This window comes from Brachybacterium sp. GU-2, assembly GCF_030866705.2.
Classification (GTDB): Bacteria; Actinomycetota; Actinomycetes; order Actinomycetales; family Dermabacteraceae; genus Brachybacterium; species Brachybacterium conglomeratum.
This window is the reverse complement of record NZ_CP133037.2, coordinates 875,508-895,181: the sequence shown is the minus strand read 5'-3', so window position 1 is coordinate 895,181 and position 19,674 is coordinate 875,508. Positions and strand designations below refer to the sequence as shown.

The window sequence follows — 19,674 nt, the reverse complement described above, 5'->3', positions numbered from 1 at the left end:
AGGGCCCGTGACCGTCAGGGTCACGGGCCCTCGTCCTGTCCTGGGCCGCGCTTCGGGCGGCGTCCCCCGCCCGCCGTCGGGCCCGCCGCGCCGTTCAGCTGATCACCAGCCGCGGATGCTCCAGGAGGCGGCATGCTCGTCGCCCGGGGCAAGGCGCACCACGTCGGTGCCGCTGCGGAAGGCGTCCGGCGGGCAGGTCATCGGCTCGACCGCGAGGCCGCGGCGGTGGTGCTCCGGCTCAGGGCGGTCCCCGGTGTGGATCTGGAGCCACGGGCACTCGGGACCGGCGGTGAGCTCCACCCCGGTGCCGCCGGGAGCGGTGACGGCGACATCCAGACGCCCCTCCGCGTCCCGGGCGAGGTCGGTGAAGGCGTGGTCGATGAACAGGTCGCCGAGAACGCGCGCAGCGGAGAACTCGAAGGGATCACCGGGCGGGACCGGGGCGGTGCCGGTGGGCAGCAGCCGGTCCTCGGTCACCGTCAGCACCGTGCCCGCCGCGACCTGCAGCGACCACTCGTCCAGCGGCTCGGGGCCGGCGACGAGATAGGGATGCGGGCACACCCCGTAGGGGGCGTCGCGCCGGCCAAGGTTCCGGGCGGTGACCGTGGTGGTCAGCCCGTCCTCAGGGGAGAGCGCGCAGCGGACCGTGAGCAGCAGGTGGAAGGGATAGCCGGGGGTGGGGAACAGCTCGGTGCGCAGCACCACCTCGTCCTCGCCCACCGACGCGGGGGTGAAGGACTGGAAGGAGACGAGCCCGTGGAGCGCGTTGCCGCGCTCGGGCTCGCTGAGCGGGGTGCGCAGCTCCTCGCCGTCCCACACGTAGGTGCCGTCCCCGATCCGGTTCGGCCAGGGCGCCACGATCGCGCCCCGGTAGAACAGCATCGGCCCCTCCTCGGGGCTGCGGAGCACGAGATCCCGACCGCCGACGGTGAGGGACTCGAGCGTCGCGCCGACGGTGGAGATCTCGGCGCGGTAGTCCCCGGCGACGAGGACCAGCAGGTCGCCGCGATCGCGGGCGGCACGGCCCGCGTCCCCAGCAGCGTCGGCGAGGGCGCCGAGGTCGGCGGGCGTGAGGGGAGTGGTCATCGGCTGCTCTCCTGGGAGGTGGGGGTGGTGGGGCCGCTGTCGGCCGGAGGGCGGGCGGGGGCGTCGGGGCCGGGCTCCGGTGCGGGTGATGTCTCCGGCTCGGGTGTCGGCGTCGGCTCGGGCTCGACGAGCACGACCTCGAGACGGCGCGGCCCGTGCACGCCCTCGACGCGGTCGAGCTCGATGTCGCTGGTCGCGCTCGGCCCGGAGATCATCGTCCACGCGGCACGGGGATCCTCGGCCATGCGCTCGATGCCGCGCGGCACCCCGAGCACCACCTGCTCGGCCTCGACGACCACGACGTGCCGGTCCGGGACCAGCGAGATCGCGCGCCGGCCGCCGAGCTCGTCGCCCCGCAGCACGATCGTGCCGGTCAGCGCGATGGCGGTGTGGCAGCCGGTGAGCACGGCGTCGATCCCGTCGAGCTCGCGGGGCGAGGCGGTGCCGTCGTCGACGGTGACCGCGACGCCTGACGGCGGCATCCACTGGGGCGGCAGACCGGCGGGGACCACCGCCGAGGCCGCGTCGCCGAGCGCCGCGGCGATCGCGGCCGGGAGCTCCGACGCCGTGGTGCGGTGCACCACCGCGGTGTAGTCCTCGAGCCGCTGGACGAGCACGTCGCGCACCTTCTCCGGGGCGGTGCCGAGCTCCTGCCTGTCATCCGAGCGCTGGTAGTCGCGGGGCACGTCCTCGGCGCCCGTCACCGCATCGCGGCGCGGGGCCGCGAGCGCGGTGCGCACGCGCGCGAGGATCTCCTCCTTCGCGCTCATCCCCGGTGTGCGGGCGGGGCGGGCGTCGGTCCAGTCGTTCACGGCTGCTCCTCCCCGTCGGGGGTGACGGCGGAGTCGTCGGCGGGCGATGCATCACCGTCCGGGGCGGGGCCGTCGACCGACCGCGCGCGGCCCCTCTCGCCGGGCCCGTCGGACGCCGGTCCCTCCGGGCCCCGAGCGACGCGCTCCTTCTCGCGCTCGTCCCACCAGGACCGGAAGGACTGCGGGGGACTGGGCAGATCGCGGTGGTCGGTCCAGCCCGGGATGATCGGCAGCGCCCCCGGGAGCCGTCCGATGTTCGCGCCGGGCAGCAGCGAGGACAGCGGCTTCGCCGAGCGGACGGCGAGGTCGTAGGCGCGAGGGGAGGACATCAGGCGGCTCGCGCCCTTCAGCGCCAGGTCCCAGCTGCCGTGGAACTCGCCCCGCGCCTCGCGGCGCCGGTCCACGTCCTTCGCACGCAGGTGCACGAGGATCTCGGGGATGTCGATCTTCACCGGGCACACGTCGTAGCAGGCGCCGCACAGGCTCGAGGCGTAGGGGAGGGTCGAGTTCGGGTCGTCGGTGCCGCTCATGCCCGTCATCTGCGGGGAGAGGATCGCGCCGATCGGGCCGGGATAGGTCGAGCCGTAGGCGTGGCCGCCCGTGCGCGCATAGACCGGGCACACGTTCAGGCAGGCCGAGCAGCGGATGCAGTGCAGGGCGCTGCGCCCCTCGGGGTCCTCCAGCACCGACGATCGCCCGTTGTCCAGCAGCACCAGGTGGAACTCCTCGGGGCCGTCGCCCTCGTGCACACCCGTGAAAAGAGTGGTGTACGGGTTCATCCGCTCCCCGGTGGAGGAGCGGGGCAGCAGCTGCAGGAACACCTCGAGGTCCTGGAAGGTGGGGACGATCTTCTCGATCCCGACCACGGAGATCAGGGTCCGCGGCAGGGTCAGGCACATCCTGCCGTTGCCCTCGGACTCCACGACCACCAGCGTGCCCGTCTCGGCGACCGCGAAGTTCGCCCCGCAGATCGCGACCGAGCCGGGCATGTCCAGGAACTTCTCGCGCAGGAAGCGGCGCGCCGCCTCCGCGAGCTCGGCCGGGTCGTCGGTGATCGACGGATCCAGATCCGGCATCGCCGCCAGGAAGATCTCGCGGATCTCCGCGCGGTTGCGGTGGATCGCGGGGACCAGGATGTGGGAGGGGGTGTCGTCCGCGAGCTGGACGATGAGCTCGGCGAGATCGGACTCGATCGCCCGGATGCCCGCGTGCGCGAGCGCCTCGTTCAGGCCGATCTCCTGGGTCGCCATCGACTTGACCTTCAGCACCTCCCGGGCATCGCGCTCGAGGGCGAGGCGGGTGACGATCTCGGAGGCCTCCTCGGCATCGCGGGCCCAATGCACGACGCCCCCTGCACCTGCCACCGACTCCTCGAGCTGCTCGAGCAGCTCCGGGAGATGATCGGTGACCTGCCACTTCAGCGCGCTGCCCGCGCTGCGGAGCTTCTGCCAGTCGCGCACCTCGCGCACCGCCCCGGCGCGCTTGCCCTGGATCGTCGAGGTCGCGTGGCGCATGTTCGCGCTCAGGGTCGCATCGCCCAGCGCCTCCCGCGCCGCCTCCGGGAACCCGCGCTCGCCCCGCAGGGTCGAGACGGGCGAGGCGTGCTGGGGGCGGACGGTCGGCATGCCCAGCTGGACGGTGCTCATGCGACCATCTCCTCCCGCTCGTTCCTCGCAGTTCGTCGACCGGCGGAGCGGCTCTCGACCATCTCCTCCCGCTCGTTCCTCGCAGTTCGTCGACCGGTCCTGGTGCTCATGACGCCCTCCCGAGGATCGTCTCCGACGGGACGAAGGGGTCCTCCTTCGTCGAGGCGAGGATCTGCGCGAGATGCACCGACCTCGGCGCCGCCCCGGTGCGGTGCAGCTTCCCGCCGATGTTCATCAGGCACGAGGCATCGCCCGCGACCACGAACTCCGCACCGGAGGCGACGACGTTCGCGGCCTTGTCGGTGACCATCGCGTCGCTGGTGGCATCGTTCTTCACCGAGAAGGTGCCGCCGAAGCCGCAGCAGGTGTCGGACTCGGGCAGGTTCTTCACCTCGATGCCCTCGACCGCGCGCAGCAGCTTCAGCGGGCGCGGCCCCACCTTCAGGAAGCGCATCGAGTGGCAGGTGGGGTGGTAGGTGACCGAGTGGGGGAAGTACGCGCCCACGTCGGTCACCTTCAGCACGTCCACCAGCAGCTCGGAGAGCTCGTAGGTCTTCGCGGCGACCGCGGCGGCGCGCTCCTCCAGCGCCGTGTCGCCCTCGTGCCGGGCGACCAGCGCGTGCTGGTCGCGGACGCAGCCGGTGCAGGAGCCCGAGGGCATCACGATCGCGTCCACCTCCTCGAGCGCCGGCTCGAAGGTGTCCACGAAGGAGCGCACGATCGGTGCGGCCTCGGTGTAGTAGCCGGAGTTGGTGTGCATCTGGCCGCAGCAGGTCTGCCGCCTGTCGAACACCACCTCGTGGCCCAGCCGCTCCAGGAGGGTGACGGTGGCCCGGGCGACGTCCGGGGCCATCACGTCCACGAGACAGGTGGTCATCAGCGAGATCCGCATGAGCTCTCCTGGGGCGGCGAGGCGTCGTCGTCGACGCGCAGTGGGCGAGGCCGGGTGGCTCTCAGTGGGCGAGGTCGAGGACGGCGGCGGTCCGCTCGAGGGTGCGATGCGCGAGCTCCGCATCCTCCGAGAGGTGGGTGCCCCAGCTGGGGATCATCTGCTGCAGCGCGGGTCGCCACGCCTCGATGCGCTGGGGGAACATCTTCTCGAGCATCGTGAGCATGATGCTCGTCGCGGTCGACGCGCCCGGGGAGGCGCCGAGCATGCCGCCGATCGAGCCGTCGGCCGCGGTGATCAGCTGGGTGCCGAACTGCAGCACGCCATGCTTCTTCTTGTCGGGGGCGATCACCTGGACGCGCTGCCCGGCGGTGACCTCCTCCCAGTCGGACATGTCGGCGGCGGGCATGTACTCCAGCAGCGCCTCGAAGCGCTTGTGGGTGGTCGCGGCGAGCTGCGAGCCGAGGTAGACCATGAGGTCGAGGTTCGGCGGCGCGACCGCCATCATCTGGGTGAGGTTCGAGGGCTTGATCGACTCGAAGAGGTCCGTGTAGGAGCCGGACTTGAGGAACTTCGGCGACCAGCCCGCGTACGGGCCGAACATCAGCGAGCGCTTCCCGCCGACGTACCGGGTGTCCAGGTGCGGGACGCTCATCGGCGGGGCGCCGACGGCGGCCTTTCCGTACACCTTCGCGTCGTGCCGCGCGATGACGGCCGGGTCGGTGCAGCGCAGCCACTGGCCCGAGATCGGGAAGCCGCCGAAGCCGCGGATCTCCTCGATCCCGGACTTCTGCAGCAGCGGCAGGGCGTAGCCGCCCGCGCCGACGAACACGAACGGCGCGCGCACCACGCGCAGGGAGTCGTCGGCCGTGCTGCGCACCATGACGCCCCAGTCGTTGCCCATGCGGCGCAGGTCCACGACCTCGGAGCCGGTGGCGACGGTGGTCCCGGCGCGGGAGGCGAAGTCGAGCATCTCTCGGGTCAGGGCCCCGAAGTCGACGTCCGTGCCGTCGGGCGACCAGGTCGCGGCGATGGTCTCGGTGACCGGTCGGCCCTCGGAGACCAGCGGCGCCCACTCGGCGAGCCGGGCGTGCTCGGTGGTGAACTCCATGCGGTCGAAGAGCGGGTTGGCGACCAGAGCCTCGTGGCGGCGTCGCAGGTAGTCAGCGTTCTCCATCCCGTGCACGAAGCTCATGTGCGGGACGGTGTGAATGAATCGGGAGGGGTCGCCGATCCGGTCGTTCTCCACGAGATGGGCCCAGAACTGGCGCGAGACCTGGAACTGCTCGTTGATCGCGATGGCCTTCGCGGGGCTGACGGAGCCGTCCACGTCCTGCGGGGTGTAGTTCAGCTCGCACAGCGCGCTGTGCCCGGTCCCGGCGTTGTTCCATGCGTCGCTGGACTCCGCGCCGAGGGAGTCCAGGCGCTCGAGGACCACGATGTCCCAGTCCGGCTCGAGCTCGGTGAGCATCGCGGCGAGGGTCGCACTGGCGATGCCGCCGCCGATCAGCACCGCGTCCGCGCGGGTCACGTCCAGGTCTGCCATGTCTCTCCGTTCGAAAAGCTTACTCGCGCCGGTGCGGGCGCCGCACGGGGCGAGGCTCGGGTGCCGCTTCGGGGGATGACTGCGTCGGCCGCGGCCACCCTCCGGGCGATCTCTCGCGTCAGACTATCGCCCTCAGCGGGGTGCGGCGGCTCCTCGGCCCGCGGCCGGCGTCGTCGTGCTGGGCGCGGAGCTCGGCGCGCGCTACGTGGTGCCCACCGCGAAGCACCACGACGGGTTCTGCCTGTGGCCGACGTCGACGACCGACTACTCCGTCTCCTCCTCCCCGTGGCGCGGCGGGGACGGCGACCTCGTCGCCGAGGTCGCCGTCCCCGCCGCCGCCACGGCATGGGGCTCGGCCTCTACCTCTCCCCGTGGGACCCCCACGCGCCGGAGTACGAGGACCCCGCCGCCTACGACGCGCTCTACCTCGCCACCTCCGCCTCGAGACCGAGGGCGAGGGCGTCGTGATCGAGGCGGTGCGCGTGCATCGTCCGAGCTCCGCACCGGCACCGGATCTCACCGGCGCGCGCCGAGCCCCGACGACGCCGTCGAGCCTCTGATCGTCCCGGGCGACCAGACGTCACGCCAGCGGCGAACACACGGGGAATCCCCGCCCGATCCGCGTACTCTCGATCCATCACCACCACCGAATGGGGGAGGAACATGTTCGAACGGTTCACCGACCGGGCGCGTCGCGTCGTCGTCCTGGCGCAGGACGAGGCCCGCCTGCTCAACCACAACTACATCGGCACCGAGCACATCCTGCTCGGCCTGATCCACGAGAACGAGGGCGTCGGCGCGAAGGCGCTCGAGGCCCTCGGCGTGACGCTCGACGCTGTGCGCGAGCAGGTCCGCGACATCATCGGCGAGGGCAACCAGACCCCCTCGGGCCACATCCCCTTCACCCCGCGCGCCAAGAAGGTGCTCGAGCTGAGCCTCCGCGAGGCGCTCCAGCTCGGCCACAACTACATCGGCACCGAGCACATCCTGCTCGGCCTGCTGCGCGAGGGCGAGGGCACCGCCGTCAAGGTGCTCTCCCGCCTCAAGGCCGAGCCGTCGGCCGTGCGCCAGGAGGTCATCGAGCGCCTCTCCGGCTACCAGGGCAAGGAGCCGGCCAACGCCGGCGGCCCCTCCGAGGGCCAGCCCTCGGGCTCTCTCGTGCTGGACCAGTTCGGCCGTAACCTCACCCAGGCCGCCCGCGACGGCAAGCTCGACCCGGTCATCGGGCGCGATGGCGAGGCCGAGCGGGTCATGCAGGTGCTCAGCCGCCGCACGAAGAACAACCCCGTCCTGATCGGCGAGCCCGGCGTCGGCAAGAGCGCCGTCGTGGAGGGCCTCGCCCAGTCGATCGTCGCCGGGGACGTCCCGGAGACGCTCAAGGACAAGCAGCTCTACACCCTCGACCTCGGCTCCCTGGTCGCGGGCTCCCGCTACCGCGGTGACTTCGAGGAGCGCCTGAAGAAGGTGCTCAAGGAGATCCGCACCCGCGGCGACATCATCCTGTTCATCGACGAGATCCACACCCTCGTCGGGGCCGGTGCCGCCGAGGGCGCGATCGACGCCGCCAGCATCCTCAAGCCCATGCTTGCCCGCGGCGAGCTGCAGACGATCGGTGCGACCACTCTCGAGGAGTACCGCAAGCACATCGAGAAGGACGCCGCGCTCGAGCGCCGCTTCCAGCCGATCCAGGTCGACGAGCCCTCGGTCGCGCACACGGTCGAGATCCTCAAGGGCCTGCGCGACCGCTACGAGGCGCACCACAAGGTGACCATCACCGACAGCGCCCTCGTCGCCGCGGCGAACCTCGCCGACCGCTACGTCAACGACCGCTTCCTGCCGGACAAGGCGATCGACCTGATCGACGAGGCCGGCGCGCGCCTGCGCATCCGTCGCCTCACCGCCCCGCCGGAGCTCAAGGAGTTCGACTCCCGCATCGAGGAGGCGCGGAAGAAGAAGGAGGAGGCGATCGACGGGCAGGACTTCGAGCTCGCCGCGAACCTCCGCGACGAGGAGCAGAAGCTCAAGTCCGAGCGCGAGGAGAAGGAGAAGGCCTGGCGCCACGGTGAGTCCGACGCGGTGACCACGGTCTCCGAGGAGGTCATCGCCGAGGTCCTCGCCGCCTCCACCGGCATCCCGATCGTGAAGCTGACCGAGGAGGAGTCCTCGCGCCTGCTGCACATGGAGGAGGAGCTGCACAAGCGCGTCATCGGGCAGGACGAGGCCATCAAGGCCGTCTCCCGAGCGATCCGCCGCACCCGTGCGGGCCTGAAGGACCCCAAGCGTCCCGGCGGCTCGTTCATCTTCGCCGGCCCCACCGGCGTCGGCAAGACAGAGCTGGCCAAGGCCCTGGCCGAGTTCCTCTTCGGCGACGAGGAGGCGCTCATCCAGCTGGACATGTCGGAGTTCGGCGAGAAGCACACCGCCTCGCGCCTGTTCGGCTCGCCCCCCGGCTACGTCGGGTACGACGAGGGTGGCCAGCTCACCGAGAAGGTGCGCCGCAAGCCGTTCTCCGTCGTGCTCTTCGACGAGGTGGAGAAGGCCCACGTGGACATCTTCAACTCGCTGCTGCAGATCCTGGAGGACGGTCGCCTGACCGACTCCCAGGGCCGCGTGGTGGACTTCAAGAACACCATCATCATCATGACCACCAACCTCGGCACCCGGGACATCGCCAAGGGCGTCTCCATGGGCTTCACCGCGGGCGGCGACCTCTCCACCGACTACGAGCGGATGAAGTCGAAGGTCCACGAGGAGCTCAAGCAGCACTTCAAGCCCGAGTTCCTCAACCGCGTCGACGACGTGGTGGTCTTCCCGCAGCTGTCCAGGACCGAGATCATCCAGATCGTCGATCTCGAGGTCGCGAAGCTCTCGCGTCGCCTGCAGGATCGCGACATGACGCTCGAGCTCACGCAGCCGGCCAAGGACCTCCTGGCCGAGAAGGGCTACGACCCCGTGCTGGGCGCGCGGCCGCTGCGCCGCACCATCCAGCGCGACATCGAGGACTCCCTCTCCGAGCGGATCCTGTTCGGCCAGGTCCAGGTCGGCGACCAGATCGTGGTCGACGCCGAGGGCGAGGGACTGCTGGGCGATCTCACCTTCGCCCGCCGCGCCGAGGACGGCTCCCTCGAGCCGATCTCCGATGTGGTCGACGTGGAGTCGATGACCCAGGCCCGCGCCGAGGACGTCACCCACGCCGACGGCGCGGATGGCGCCGACAGCACGCCTGACAGCGCGGAGGCCAGCGCCTCCTGAGCTCGGGTCACGGCCCGGCCCCGTCCGCGGGAGCCGGGCCGTGACCGATCCCGCCTCCGGTCGCTCGCCGGAGCGCGGAGCACTCCCGGACCGGGATCACCGGTGACGGGAACACGTCCCGGAGCGCAGCGGCCCCCACGGCGGCCGCGGGACCCCTGACCGGAAGGACCCATGGGAGAGCTGCTCGATCGTCTCCTCTCGCTGACCGGCGTCCTGGAGGACTGGATACTCCAGATCGGCGACGCCTGGTGGGTCCACCTCGTCGTCTACGCCTTCGCCGCCCTGGACGGCTTCTTCCCGACCGTCCCCAGCGAGTCGACGATCGTGTCCCTGTCCTCGCTGTGGTCGAGCTCCGGAAGACCCTCGATCATCCTGATCGGGCTGGCGGCCTGGGCCGGCGCCTTCACCGGCGACAACCTCGGCTATCTCCTGGGCAACAAGATCGGCTGGGAGCGCTTCCGCTTTCTGCGCGAGGGCAAGGGTCGACGCGCGGTCGAGGCCGCGGAGAACGGGCTGCGCAAGCGGGCCCTGGTCTTCCTCATGACGGCCCGCTACATCCCCTTCGGCCGCACCGCCGTGAACCTCGTCGCGGGCGCCGTGCACTACCCCCACCGCCTGTTCTGGCCCCGCTCGCTGCTGTCCACCTTCGTGTGGGCGGTGTACTCCTGCGCGATCGGCGCGGTCGCCGGCGCCTGGTTCGAGAACAACCACCTGCTCGCGATCACCGTGGCGCTCGTCGCCGCGGTCGTGATGGCGCTGGTGGTCGAGCGGATCATCGCGGCCGTGCACCGCTGGCTCGATCGTCGCGCCGAGCGCCGCGATGCCGAGCTCCACGGGGCCGAGCGCCGCGCTCCCGAGCCCGACGATGCCGCGGCCGACGCAGAGGCCGGCTCCGCCGTCGAGACCGGCACAGGCGTTGGCACCGGTTCCGCCGTCGGCGCCGGTTCGGCAGTCGGCACCGGCACCGGCGCGGACGCCGAGGCCGACGCCGCCACCACCGTCCACGGAGAGGACAGCCCCGCATGACCTCAGGCACCGCCGCACAGATCCGCCCCGCGCTCCCGGCCGACGTCCGCGCCATCAACGCGATCGTCGAGCCGATGACCCACACCGGGATCCTGCTGGGCAAGGACCTCGTCTCCTACTACGAGGCCGTCCAGGAGTTCCTCGTCGCGGTCGACGAGGACGGCACGGTGGTGGGATGCGGCGCCCTGCACGTGATGTGGGAGGACCTCGCGGAGGTGCGCACCCTCGCTGTGTCCGACACGGTGCGCGGCACGGGCCTCGGCCACCGGATGCTCGAGGCGCTGCTGGACCGGGCCGTGCAGCTCGGCCTCGAGCGCGTGTTCTGCCTGACCTTCGAGGTCGAGTTCTTCGCACGGCACGGCTTCGAGGAGATGGCCGAGACGGTCGCCCCGGAGATCTACAGCCAGCTGCTGCGCTCCCCGGACGAGGGGATCGCGGAGTTCCTGGACCTCGCCCGGGTCAAGCCCAACACCCTGGGCAACACCCGCATGATCAAGCAGCTCGACCGGAGCGCCTGAGCCCGTCGGCGCCGTGCTTCAGGGCATGCGCGGTGCCTCAGGGCAGACGCAGGCCGGGGAGCGCGCCGGCGTCGCCCGCCGCGGCGGTCCCTCCCGCCTCCTCCGCCACCGCTGCGAGCCCGTCGGCCAGCAGGGAGCGCACGCAGCGCTCCACCCGCGCCGGGTCCTCGGGATCCAGCGCTGCGAGCATCGCAGGAGCGGCCGCGCCCTGCTCGCGCAACAGCGCCATGATCCGCCCGCGCATCTGCCGGTCCGTCCCCTCGAAGGACTGACGGCGTCGTGTGTCCTCCTCGGGCTCGGGGCGGCCCGCGGCGACCCACGCGCAGCCGATCCCCGCGAGGGGGCACTGGGCGCAGCGGGGCGTGCGCGCGGTGCACACCAGTGCGCCGAGCTCCATCACGGCCCGGTTCCACGCCACCGACCGCTCACGCTCCGCGGGCAGCGTGTGCGTGGCGAGCGCCCGTTCGGCGGCGGAGTAGGAGCGGTCCGGCAGCGCCCTGCCGCGGACGGCGCGGGCGAGGACGCGCCGGATATTGGTGTCCACGACCACGGCGCGGTCGTGGTGGGCGAAGGCGGTGACCGCGGCGGCGGTGTACTCGCCGATCCCGGGCAGCGATCGCAGCCGCTCCTCGCCGCGGGGGACCACGCCCCCGTGCGCGCGCACGATCTCGCGCGCGCACTCCTGCAGACGCAGCGCGCGCCGCGGATAGCCGAGCCGATCCCAGGCGCGCAGCACCTCGGAGGTCGGGGCGTCGGCGAGGCCGGCAGGCTCGGGCCAGCGCTGCATCCACTCCAGCCAGCGAGGCAGCACCCGCACCACGGGGGTCTGCTGCAGCATCACCTCGGAGACGAGGATCCCCCAGGCCGTCGTGTCGGGAGAGCGCCAGGGGAGGTCGCGGGCGGTCTCCGCGTACCAGGCGACCGTCGCGTCGATCATCGTCCCGAGATCGGGACCGGCCGCAGCGGCCTCGTCCTCCGTGCCCGGGACGGAGGGCGCCGCGGGGCGGGTCGTGCCGTTCGGGGCGGTGGGGGAGCGGGTCACCCGGGGGACGGTATCGCATCCCGTCCCGGCGCCGGGGCGGGCACCGGTCTCGCGCGCGCAGTCCGCGCGGGGAACGACGTCCACCCCGGGAACGACGACGGGGGCGGCACCAGGTGGTGCCGCCCCCGTCGTGGGGTGCGCGGGCGATGCCGCGCCAGGGTGGAACGGACCAGGATCAGACCTGGGGGTTGCCGCCCTGGGGGTTCTGGGTCTTGAGCAGGTCGCGGATCTCGGAGAGGAGCACGATGTCCTCGGGAGCCGCCTCGATCTCCTCGCCCAGGTTCTTCTTGCGGTTCGCCATCTCGCGGGCCTTGGTCATCGGCATCACGAAGACGAAGTAGACGACGGCTGCGGTGATCAGGAAGGTGATGACCGCGGAAATCACCGCACCGAAGTTGATGAAGGTCGCCTCGTTGTTCTCGAAGATCTTGAAGCCGAAGCCCTCGACGCTGTCAGCGCCGCCCGCGGCGGCGACGACCGGGTTGATGAGGTTGTCGACGAAGGCGGTGACCAGCGCGGTGAACGCGCCGCCGATCACGACACCGACCGCGAGGTCGATGACGTTGCCCTGCATGACGAAGTCCTTGAAGCCCTTCATGGGGAGTTCCTTCTCAAGATGGGGGGATGAGGGAGAACCGCAGTCACGGCCCGCTCGGACTCTAGCGGATCACGGACACCGTCACATTCGACGTGCCGAGAGCGTGAGCGACTTCTCCGGACCGGTGCCGGTCCACGAGCACGAGCGCCTGGACGCCGGTGTCGGACCCCGTGCCGAGCGCTCCCGTGCCCGTCGCGGCGGCGGAGAGGGAGCGGATCTGGGCGGGGATGCGGGTCGCGGACCCGTCGACGGGGTCGTTCATCAGCAGCTCGATGCGGGTCCCCGATCGGAGATGCGGCAGCAGCACCTCCGGCACGGGGACGGCCAGCAGCGCCGTTCCCTCGGGGAAGGGGTCCTCGCCGGTGCCGAGGAGGTCCCCGGCGAGGATCGGGCCGTCCGCGGCGACCGGGGCGGCGAGGCGCTCGCCCACGAGATCCTCCACCGCGGTCGCGGCGCCGGAGGGCACCAGCGAGCTCGCGACTTCGACGGTGCGCATCTGCCCCGCCTCCAGGGCGGTGCCGGGCTGCAGGTCCTCGGCCGCGACCACCACCTCCGTCCCCGCCACCGAGGCCGGCACGAGCGAGGGCACCAGCAGCACCGCGGCGGCGGCCACGACGAGCACGGCGAGGGTGCGGCGTCGCCTGCGCAGGGCGCGCCGCCATGTCGGCAGGTGGGGGAGCAGTCGCTGGAGCATGCCCCGAAGCTAGCGCCGCCGCCTCGGCGCGGCGACGCCACGCGCCCCGCTGTGGACGGCGGGGCAGTGTGGAGGAGAGGTCAGGAGGCCGCGGCGGCGGGCTGCGAGGCGGTTCCCGTCGAGGAGCCGCTCGCGGAGGAGCCGGCCGAGGAGGAGCTGCCGGAGCCCTCGGAGGGCGAGGAGGAGCCGCTCGCGCCGTCGGAGGAGGAGCTGCCGCCCATCGTGGAGGCACCCGAGGTCGCCGAGTCCGTCGAGTAGAAGCCCGAGCCCTTGAAGACGATGCCCACCGAGTCGAAGACCTTCCGCAGGGCTTCCTGCGCGCACTCGGGGCAGGTGGTCAGCGAGTCCTCGCTGAAGCTCTGGTACTGCTCGAAACGATGTCCGCAGTTCTTGCAGGCATAGACGTACGTGGGCACGCGGGTCCTCCGGGATGGTCGATGTGCGGGCCGCGCACGGGCGGCCGCAGAAAGTCTACGACCGCGCGGCGCTCAGACGGGATCGGAGGTGACCAGCGAGACGATCCCGTCGGCTGTCAGCACCTCGCGGATCGGCACGTCGTGCTCCTCGCGAGGGAGGGTCCCGGCGACGAGCAGCTCGTGCGGATGGGTCACGACCACCACCCGCGCCTCGGCCGGAAGCGTAGTCAGCGCCCTGTCGTAGTAGCCGGCGCCGTGCCCGATCCGGGTGCCGGAGCGGTCCACGGAGAGAGCGGGGGCGAGCACGAGCACGGCCTCGGAGAGCGCATCGGACCCGAGCCGCTCGCCCCGGGGCTCCTTCCCGAAGCCGCGGCCGGGGGAGTCGGTGAAGTCGGAGACCCCTTCCCAGCGGATCCACTCGAGCTCCGCCCCGGCGGCGGCGGGGAACACGAGCTCCGCGCCCCGCGCGGCGAGGGCGGAGGCCAGCGGCATCACGTCGGCCTCCGTCGGGGTGGGATGGAAGGCGGCGACACGAGGGGCCGGTTCCCCGGCCTCCTCCCGACGAGCGGCCAGCGCCTCGATGTCCGCGACGATCCCCGCGGCATGCGCGAGGATCGCCTCCGCCTCGCGGGAGCGCCGGGCGGGGTCCTCGCCGTACACGGCACGCCGGTCCGCGCGCAGCGTCGTGCGCAGCGCCTTCTTCACCGACTGCTTGTCCACGAGCTGCTCGTCCACGCGTGCCTCCTTCTCCAGCTGCGCGCTCTGCGCCTGCGCAGGCGCCGGCTCTCCGCCCGGCGAGCCGACCCGGGGGCGGGAGGCCCCGGGCGGCGGCGCATCGGCCGGGGCCGGGCGTCCGGGGCCCAGAGTCGCACAGGGCGGGAGAACGCGCAGGCGAGTCCGTCGGACGTCTACGATGACGCGATGGTTCACGTGTGGCCCCTGGTCCTGCGCGACGGGGAGCTGACGCTGCGCCCGCTGCGACGGCGCGACCGCGGAGACTTCGAGCGGCTGCGCGCCCGCAGCGCCGACTGGCTGCGGCCGTGGGACGCGACGGACCCGCTGAGCGAGCGCGGGCCCGCGGACTTCCGCACTCTGCGCCGCTGGGCCGACGAGCAGGCGCGGCTGGGGACCTCCCTCCCGCTCGCCATGGTCGTGGGAGGACGGGTGATCGGGCAGATCACCGCGGGCCCCATCCAGTACGGGGCGGTGCGCTCGGCGGTGCTGGGCTACTGGGTGGACCGGGAGATGGCCGGCCGCGGGCTGGCGCCCCGCGCGGCGGCGCTGGTGATCGACCATCTCTTCGCCGAGCTCGGCCTGCACCGGGTCGAGGTGACCGTGCGGCCCGAGAACGCGCCGAGCCTGCGCGTGGTCCAGAAGCTGAACCTGCGCCCCGAGGGACTGCGCCGCGCGGCGATCCACGTCGACGGAGGCTGGCGCGACCACCTCGTCTTCGCGCTGACCGTCGAGGAGGTCGCGACCGACCACGCCGGCTACGGGGTCCTGCGCCGCCTGCATCGCGAGCATCCGAGCCCCGCACGGACCGGCTGAGCCCCGCCGTGGCGCGGCGCACGGAATTGCTCGCCGACACGCCCGCTCCGTGACCAGGCGAATCACATAGGTGTCATTACTGTGGTGGTGTGGAGTCGATCAATCTCGGTGCCGTCCTCTTCGGCGGTCTGCTGCTGCTGTGGCTGGTGTACGCGCTGCCGCGCACCGCCGCCCGTCGCGAGGTGATGGGCCGCGCCCGCGCCGCGGACGAGGCCGGGATGACGCCGCAGGCCCGGGATCTCTCCGAGGCCGTCCACGCCCGCCGCTCGTCTGCCGAGGTGACCACCCCCATGCCCCAGGACCGACTGCTCATGCGTCCCGCCGACCCGACCCGTCGGCCCCGCTTCGACACCGACCCCGGCACCCGCGTCGACCTCGGCGAGGAGCGCGGCCGTTCGCGCCGCCTCATGCGCGGGGTGCTGATCGGGCTGATCGTCCTCACCGCCGCGCTGGTCGTCGGCGCGGTCGCGAACGTGCTGCCCTGGTGGCCGCCGGTCCTCGGCGCGGTCGTGCTCGGCGTGTTCCTGGTGGGGCTGCGTCGCGCCGAGCTGGAGCGTCGGGCCCGCCGCACCCGCGCCGCGACCCGCTCCCGTCAGGAGCGTGCCGAGGCCGAGACGGCGCGTCGACGCGCCGAGCAGGCGCCCGCGAGCACCGGCCGCGAGCTGCCCGCCCCGTCGGCCGTCTCCGCCACGCAGCATCCCGCCGTGTCCGCGGAGGCCGAGGCTCCCTCCGCGTCGGCGCTCGAGACCGCCTCGGAGCGCGCGGCCGAGCAGGTCACGCGCCCGGGGGAGTGGACTCCCCGCCCGGTGCCGCGGCCCACCTACGCCCTGCGCGGCGAGGTCGACGACCTCGCCAGCCGTCACGCCGCCCACCGCCGCAGCATGCTCCCCGAGTCCGTGCCGCTGGAGCGCGCGCACGTCGAGGAGGCGGAGGCGGTCGAGGAGAGCTTCGCCCCCGCGCAGGACCTCCACCTCGACGAGATCCTCGCCCGCCGCCGCGCCTGAGGCGGACCCGGTGCGCGACCTCGCGGTACTCGACGGACTGCTGGCCGGTGCGGGCTGGTTCGAGCGCCCCCTCGCGGTCCTCGACCTCGACGCCGTCGACGCCAACGCCGACGACCTCCTCCGCCGCGCCGGCGGCACCCCGGTGCGCATCGCCTCGAAGTCGCTGCGGGTGCGGGGACTGCTCGACCGGGTCCTCGCCCGCCCCGGCATCGCCGGGATCCTCGCCTTCACCCTCCCCGAGGCGCTGTGGCTCGTCGCCCACGGGGCACGGGACGTGCTGGTCGCCTATCCGACCGCGGAGCGCGGGGCGCTGCGCCGCCTCGTCGCCTCGCCGGAGGCGCTGGACGCGATCACGCTCATGGTCGACGAGACCGCGCAGCTGGACCTGATCCTCGACGCCACCGCCGACCTCACGCCCCGCACGGGCGGGCGCAGGATCCGCGTGGCGCTCGAGCTCGACGTCTCCTACGCCCCGCTGCCCGGGATCCGCTTCGGCGCCCTGCGCTCCCCAGTGCGCACGGCGGTCCAGGCCGCCCGCCTGGCCCGCGCGGCGCTCGCCCGGCCCCGGCTCCAGTTGGTGGGCCTGATGGCCTACGAGGGGCACATCGCCGGGGTCACCGACGCCGCGCACACCCCCTACGGCGCCGCGGTCCGCGCGATGAAGCGCCTCTCCCGCCCCGAGATCGCCGCACGCCGCGCCGAGGTGGTCGCCGCCGTCCGGGCGCTCGCCCCGCTCGAGTTCGTCAACGCCGGCGGCACCGGCTCGCTCGAGTCCAGCGCCGCCGAGGAGGCCGTCACCGAGGTCGCCGCCGGCTCGGGGCTGATCGGGCCGGGGCTGTTCGACCGTTACCGCGGCTTCTCCCCGCAGCCCGCGCTGTGGCTGGGCACGTCCGTCGTGCGCCGCCCCGCCCCGGGCGTCGCGACCGTGCTCGGCGGCGGGTGGATCGCCTCCGGCCCGCCCGGCACGGACCGCCTGCCCACCATCGCCCATCCGCCCGGACTCGCCTTCGCCCCGCAGGAGGCGGCCGGCGAGGTGCAGACCCCCGTGATCGGACCTGCCGCCGAGGATCTGCGCGTCGGCGACACGGTGTGGCTGCGGCACGCCAAGGCCGGCGAGCCCGCCGAGCACTTCTCCCACTACCTGCCCGTCCAGGGCGAGCAGGTCCTGGACCCGATGCCCACCTACCGCGGCGAGTGCGGGACCTTCCTCTGAACCCCGGCCCGCAGCGCCCCGCCGCCCCTGTCCCGGAAGGAGCCGTCGATGACGACGAGCCCGAGCCGCCGCCCGCGATCAGGCCGCCCCCGGCCGCGCCGCAACTGGTCCGGCGCGGTCCGCTTCACCCCGCACGAGGTCCTCGCCCCCACCAGCGAGGACGAGGTCACCGCCGCGCTCCGGGAGGCACGCTCCCGCGGCCTCCCGCTGCGCGTGATCGGCGGCGGCCACTCCTTCTCCCCGCTGGTGGCGACCGACGGGCTGCTCCTCACCCTCGACCGCTATCAAGGCCGGGTCCGCGCCGATCCGGCGACCGGCCTGGTGACCCTGCGCGGCGGCACCCGGCTCTGGACGGTCGCCGAGCTCCTCGCCCCGCACGGCCTGGCGCTGGAGACGATGGGAGACATCGACCGGCAGTCGATCGCCGGGGCGATCCAGACCGGCACCCACGGCACCGGCGCGCGCTTCACCGGCTTCGCGGGCACGGTGCGCGCACTGCGGATCGCCCTGCCCGACGGCTCCGTCCTCGACACCTCGCCGACCCAGGACCAGGACCTCTTCGAGGCGGCACGGCTCGGCCTCGGCACGATCGCGGTGATCCTCGAGGTGACCCTGCAGTGCGTTCCCGCATACCGGCTCGAGCTGGTCGAGACCACCCGGCCCCTCGACGAGGCGGCAGGCGACTTCCTCGCGACCTGCGAGAGCGAGGACCACCACGAGATCTTCTGGTTCCCCCGCACCGACCGCGCGACCGTGCGCACCATGCGCCGTCTCCCGGCCGACGCGTCCCGGCAGCGGCCCCCGCGCGCCGCCGAGCTGCTGCAGCGCGAGGTGCTCGGCAACGGCGCCTGGGAGATGCTGTGCCGCGCCGCCGCCCTCGCCCCGCCGCTGTCGAGGCCCGTCGCCGAGATCGCCTCCCACGTCTTCGCAGGGCCGCGCACCGTCGACGACTCCGCCGCGGTGTACGCCGCGCCGCGCCGGGTGCGCTTCCACGAGTCGGAGTGGGCGCTGCCGGCCGAGCACCTCGAGGCGGCGCTCACGGCGCTGCGCGCCCGCTTCACGGCCGAGGACGTGCGCGTCACCTTCCCGCTCGAGATCCGCCGGGCCGCGGCCGACGACGTCTGGCTCTCCACGGCGTTCGAGCGGGAGACCGTGTACATCGCCGCGCACCGGTACCACCGCGAGGAGGCCGGGCCCTACCTGCTGCTCGTCCAGCGCACCCTCGCCGACTTCGGGGCGAGGCCCCACTGGGGCAAGATGCACTGGCTGGGCGCCCGCGAGCTCTCCCGGCTCTACCCGCGCTTCGCGGACTTCCGCGCCGTGCGCCGCGCCGCGGACCCGGACGGCCAGCTCATGACCCCTGCGCTGCGCCATCTGCTCGGGACGTGACCGGGCGGCGTCTCGGGCGGCCGGTCACGGGCCGACAGGAGTCCGCGCCCCGGTCCGTCGCCCCGAGGCTGACCAGGGCGGACTAGCCTGGCGGTGATGAACACCACCGCTTCTTCCGCCCCGTCCCCGGCCCAGCTGCTCGAGCACGCCCTCACCGCCGCGCACGCCGCCGCCGAGTACCTCCGCGGCCTCGACCGCGACGACCTCTCCCGCGAGTACAAGACCTCCAGCCACGACATCGTCACCGAGCACGACCGCCGCAGCGAGGAGATCATCGTCTCCGAGCTGCGCCGCCTGCTGCCCAGCGCCCGCATCGTCGGCGAGGAGGGCGGCGAGCGCCCCGCCGCGGAGCCCTCCGGTCCCGAGCAGGTCAGCTTCTACGTCGACCCGATCGACGGCACCAGCAACTTCGCCGCAGGCCTGCCGCTGTTCTGCATCTCGATCGGCGTCACGGTCGGCGACGAGCTGGTCGCCGGCGTGATCGACGCGCCGGTGCTCGGCCAGGTCTTCGCCGCGGCCGACGGGCCCGCGACCCTGAACGGCCGGGAGATCACCCCGCGCGAGACCCGTCCGGCCCCCGACGCCCTCGTGCTCTCCGGCTACCCCGGCCAGCGCACGGGCTCCGGCTTCCCGGAGTTCGCCGCCGGTGCCGTCCGCACCCTCGAGGACTCGGTCTCCGCGGTGCGCCACCTGGGCTCCGCCGCGCTCGAGCTCGCCTACGTCGCCGCGGGATGGGCGGACGCCACCGCGCTGACCGCGATCAATTCCTGGGACGTCGCGGCCGGCTTCCACATCCTCCGCCGCGCCGGAGGCTCCCTGCGCACCTGGCCCGGTGAGGAGGTCGCCGAGCGGCCCGACCACCTCCAGCCCGCCTACGTCGCCTGCTCCGGCCAGGGGCGGCTCGAGGTGCTCGACGGTCTGCAGGACGAGCTGCAGGCCCTGCGGGTCGGGAACTGAGCGCGCGCTCTGTGACCTTCGTCAAGAGGCCCGCCTCG

Annotated in this window: 19 protein-coding genes; 9 read left to right on the top strand and 10 right to left on the bottom strand. The window is 73.2% G+C overall.

The genetic code is table 11. The features are described 5' to 3' along the window. Positions 1-102 precede the first annotated feature (102 nt). From RBL05_RS04175 to RBL05_RS04155, 5 genes are all read right to left on the bottom strand, one after another. On the bottom strand, positions 103-1,086 hold the full coding sequence (locus RBL05_RS04175) for an aldose 1-epimerase family protein (protein WP_308740551.1): 984 nt from the start codon (positions 1,084-1,086) through the stop codon (positions 103-105). Next, on the bottom strand, positions 1,083-1,898 hold the full coding sequence (locus RBL05_RS04170; RefSeq protein ID WP_308740552.1) for a LutC/YkgG family protein: 816 nt from the start codon (positions 1,896-1,898) through the stop codon (positions 1,083-1,085). Before RBL05_RS04170 ends, RBL05_RS04175 begins: the two co-directional genes overlap by 4 nt. Next, positions 1,895-3,544 (bottom strand): lactate utilization protein B, encoded by a 1,650-nt coding sequence (locus RBL05_RS04165; RefSeq protein WP_308740553.1) that lies wholly within the window; start codon positions 3,542-3,544, stop codon positions 1,895-1,897. The genes RBL05_RS04170 and RBL05_RS04165 overlap by 4 nt, the downstream gene beginning before the upstream one ends. Before the next feature lie 106 nt (positions 3,545-3,650). Then, a complete protein-coding gene (locus RBL05_RS04160) occupies positions 3,651-4,436 on the bottom strand; it encodes a (Fe-S)-binding protein (RefSeq protein ID WP_308740554.1) in 786 nt (261 codons plus the stop codon). A gap of 61 nt (positions 4,437-4,497) precedes the next feature. After that, positions 4,498-5,979, bottom strand: coding sequence for a malate:quinone oxidoreductase (locus RBL05_RS04155; RefSeq protein ID WP_318604101.1), 1,482 nt, complete (start codon positions 5,977-5,979; stop codon positions 4,498-4,500). Positions 5,980-6,154: 175 nt separating this feature from the next. Here RBL05_RS04155 and RBL05_RS04150 point away from each other — a divergent pair, with 175 nt between their 5' ends. The 4 genes from RBL05_RS04150 to RBL05_RS04135 all read left to right on the top strand — a co-directional run bounded on the left by RBL05_RS04150 (position 6,155) and on the right by RBL05_RS04135 (position 10,775). Further along, on the top strand, positions 6,155-6,754 hold the full coding sequence (locus RBL05_RS04150) for an alpha-L-fucosidase (RefSeq protein ID WP_318604100.1): 600 nt from the start codon (positions 6,155-6,157) through the stop codon (positions 6,752-6,754). Beyond that, on the top strand, positions 6,643-9,231 hold the full coding sequence (locus RBL05_RS04145; RefSeq protein WP_308740556.1) for an ATP-dependent Clp protease ATP-binding subunit: 2,589 nt from the start codon (positions 6,643-6,645) through the stop codon (positions 9,229-9,231). Before RBL05_RS04150 ends, RBL05_RS04145 begins: the two co-directional genes overlap by 112 nt. Positions 9,232-9,402: 171 nt before the next feature. After that, positions 9,403-10,257 (top strand): DedA family protein, encoded by an 855-nt coding sequence (locus RBL05_RS04140; protein WP_308740557.1) that lies wholly within the window; start codon positions 9,403-9,405, stop codon positions 10,255-10,257. Beyond that, a complete protein-coding gene (locus tag RBL05_RS04135) occupies positions 10,254-10,775 on the top strand; it encodes an amino-acid N-acetyltransferase (RefSeq protein ID WP_308740558.1) in 522 nt (173 codons plus the stop codon). Before RBL05_RS04140 ends, RBL05_RS04135 begins: the two co-directional genes overlap by 4 nt. A 37-nt stretch (positions 10,776-10,812) precedes the next feature. On the opposite strand, the gene RBL05_RS04130 is transcribed toward RBL05_RS04135, so the two are convergent. The 5 genes from RBL05_RS04130 to RBL05_RS04110 form a co-directional block, all read right to left on the bottom strand. Further along, a complete protein-coding gene (locus RBL05_RS04130) occupies positions 10,813-11,817 on the bottom strand; it encodes an A/G-specific adenine glycosylase (RefSeq protein WP_412523780.1) in 1,005 nt (334 codons plus the stop codon). Positions 11,818-11,992: 175 nt separating this feature from the next. After that, on the bottom strand, positions 11,993-12,415 hold the full coding sequence (gene mscL, locus RBL05_RS04125; protein WP_308740559.1) for a large conductance mechanosensitive channel protein MscL: 423 nt from the start codon (positions 12,413-12,415) through the stop codon (positions 11,993-11,995). Between the two features lie 61 nt (positions 12,416-12,476). Beyond that, positions 12,477-13,109, bottom strand: coding sequence for an SAF domain-containing protein (locus RBL05_RS04120; RefSeq protein ID WP_308740560.1), 633 nt, complete (start codon positions 13,107-13,109; stop codon positions 12,477-12,479). 80 nt (positions 13,110-13,189) lie between these two features. Further along, positions 13,190-13,525, bottom strand: coding sequence for an FmdB family zinc ribbon protein (locus RBL05_RS04115; protein ID WP_308740561.1), 336 nt, complete (start codon positions 13,523-13,525; stop codon positions 13,190-13,192). A 72-nt stretch (positions 13,526-13,597) separates the two neighbouring features. Further along, positions 13,598-14,260 carry a 5-formyltetrahydrofolate cyclo-ligase gene (locus tag RBL05_RS04110; protein WP_308740562.1) on the bottom strand — a complete coding sequence of 221 codons (663 nt, stop codon included), beginning with the start codon at positions 14,258-14,260 and terminating at the stop codon, positions 13,598-13,600. 186 nt (positions 14,261-14,446) lie between these two features. Between RBL05_RS04110 and RBL05_RS04105 the strand changes: the two genes are divergently transcribed. The 5 genes from RBL05_RS04105 (at position 14,447) to RBL05_RS04085 (ending at position 19,636) form a co-directional block, all read left to right on the top strand. Beyond that, a complete protein-coding gene (locus RBL05_RS04105) occupies positions 14,447-15,073 on the top strand; it encodes a GNAT family N-acetyltransferase (RefSeq protein ID WP_263311284.1) in 627 nt (208 codons plus the stop codon). A gap of 89 nt (positions 15,074-15,162) precedes the next feature. Further along, complete coding sequence (locus RBL05_RS04100) at positions 15,163-16,077, top strand: hypothetical protein (protein ID WP_263311283.1); 915 nt, start codon at positions 15,163-15,165, stop codon at positions 16,075-16,077. 10 nt (positions 16,078-16,087) lie between these two features. Beyond that, positions 16,088-17,290 carry an alanine racemase gene (locus tag RBL05_RS04095; protein WP_308740563.1) on the top strand — a complete coding sequence of 401 codons (1,203 nt, stop codon included), beginning with the start codon at positions 16,088-16,090 and terminating at the stop codon, positions 17,288-17,290. Positions 17,291-17,338: 48 nt separating this feature from the next. Continuing rightward, positions 17,339-18,679 carry a D-arabinono-1,4-lactone oxidase gene (locus tag RBL05_RS04090; protein WP_308740564.1) on the top strand — a complete coding sequence of 447 codons (1,341 nt, stop codon included), beginning with the start codon at positions 17,339-17,341 and terminating at the stop codon, positions 18,677-18,679. A gap of 96 nt (positions 18,680-18,775) precedes the next feature. Further along, entirely contained in the window at positions 18,776-19,636 is an 861-nt protein-coding gene (locus RBL05_RS04085; protein WP_308740565.1) for an inositol monophosphatase family protein, read from the top strand. The last annotated feature ends 38 nt before the right edge of the window (positions 19,637-19,674 follow it).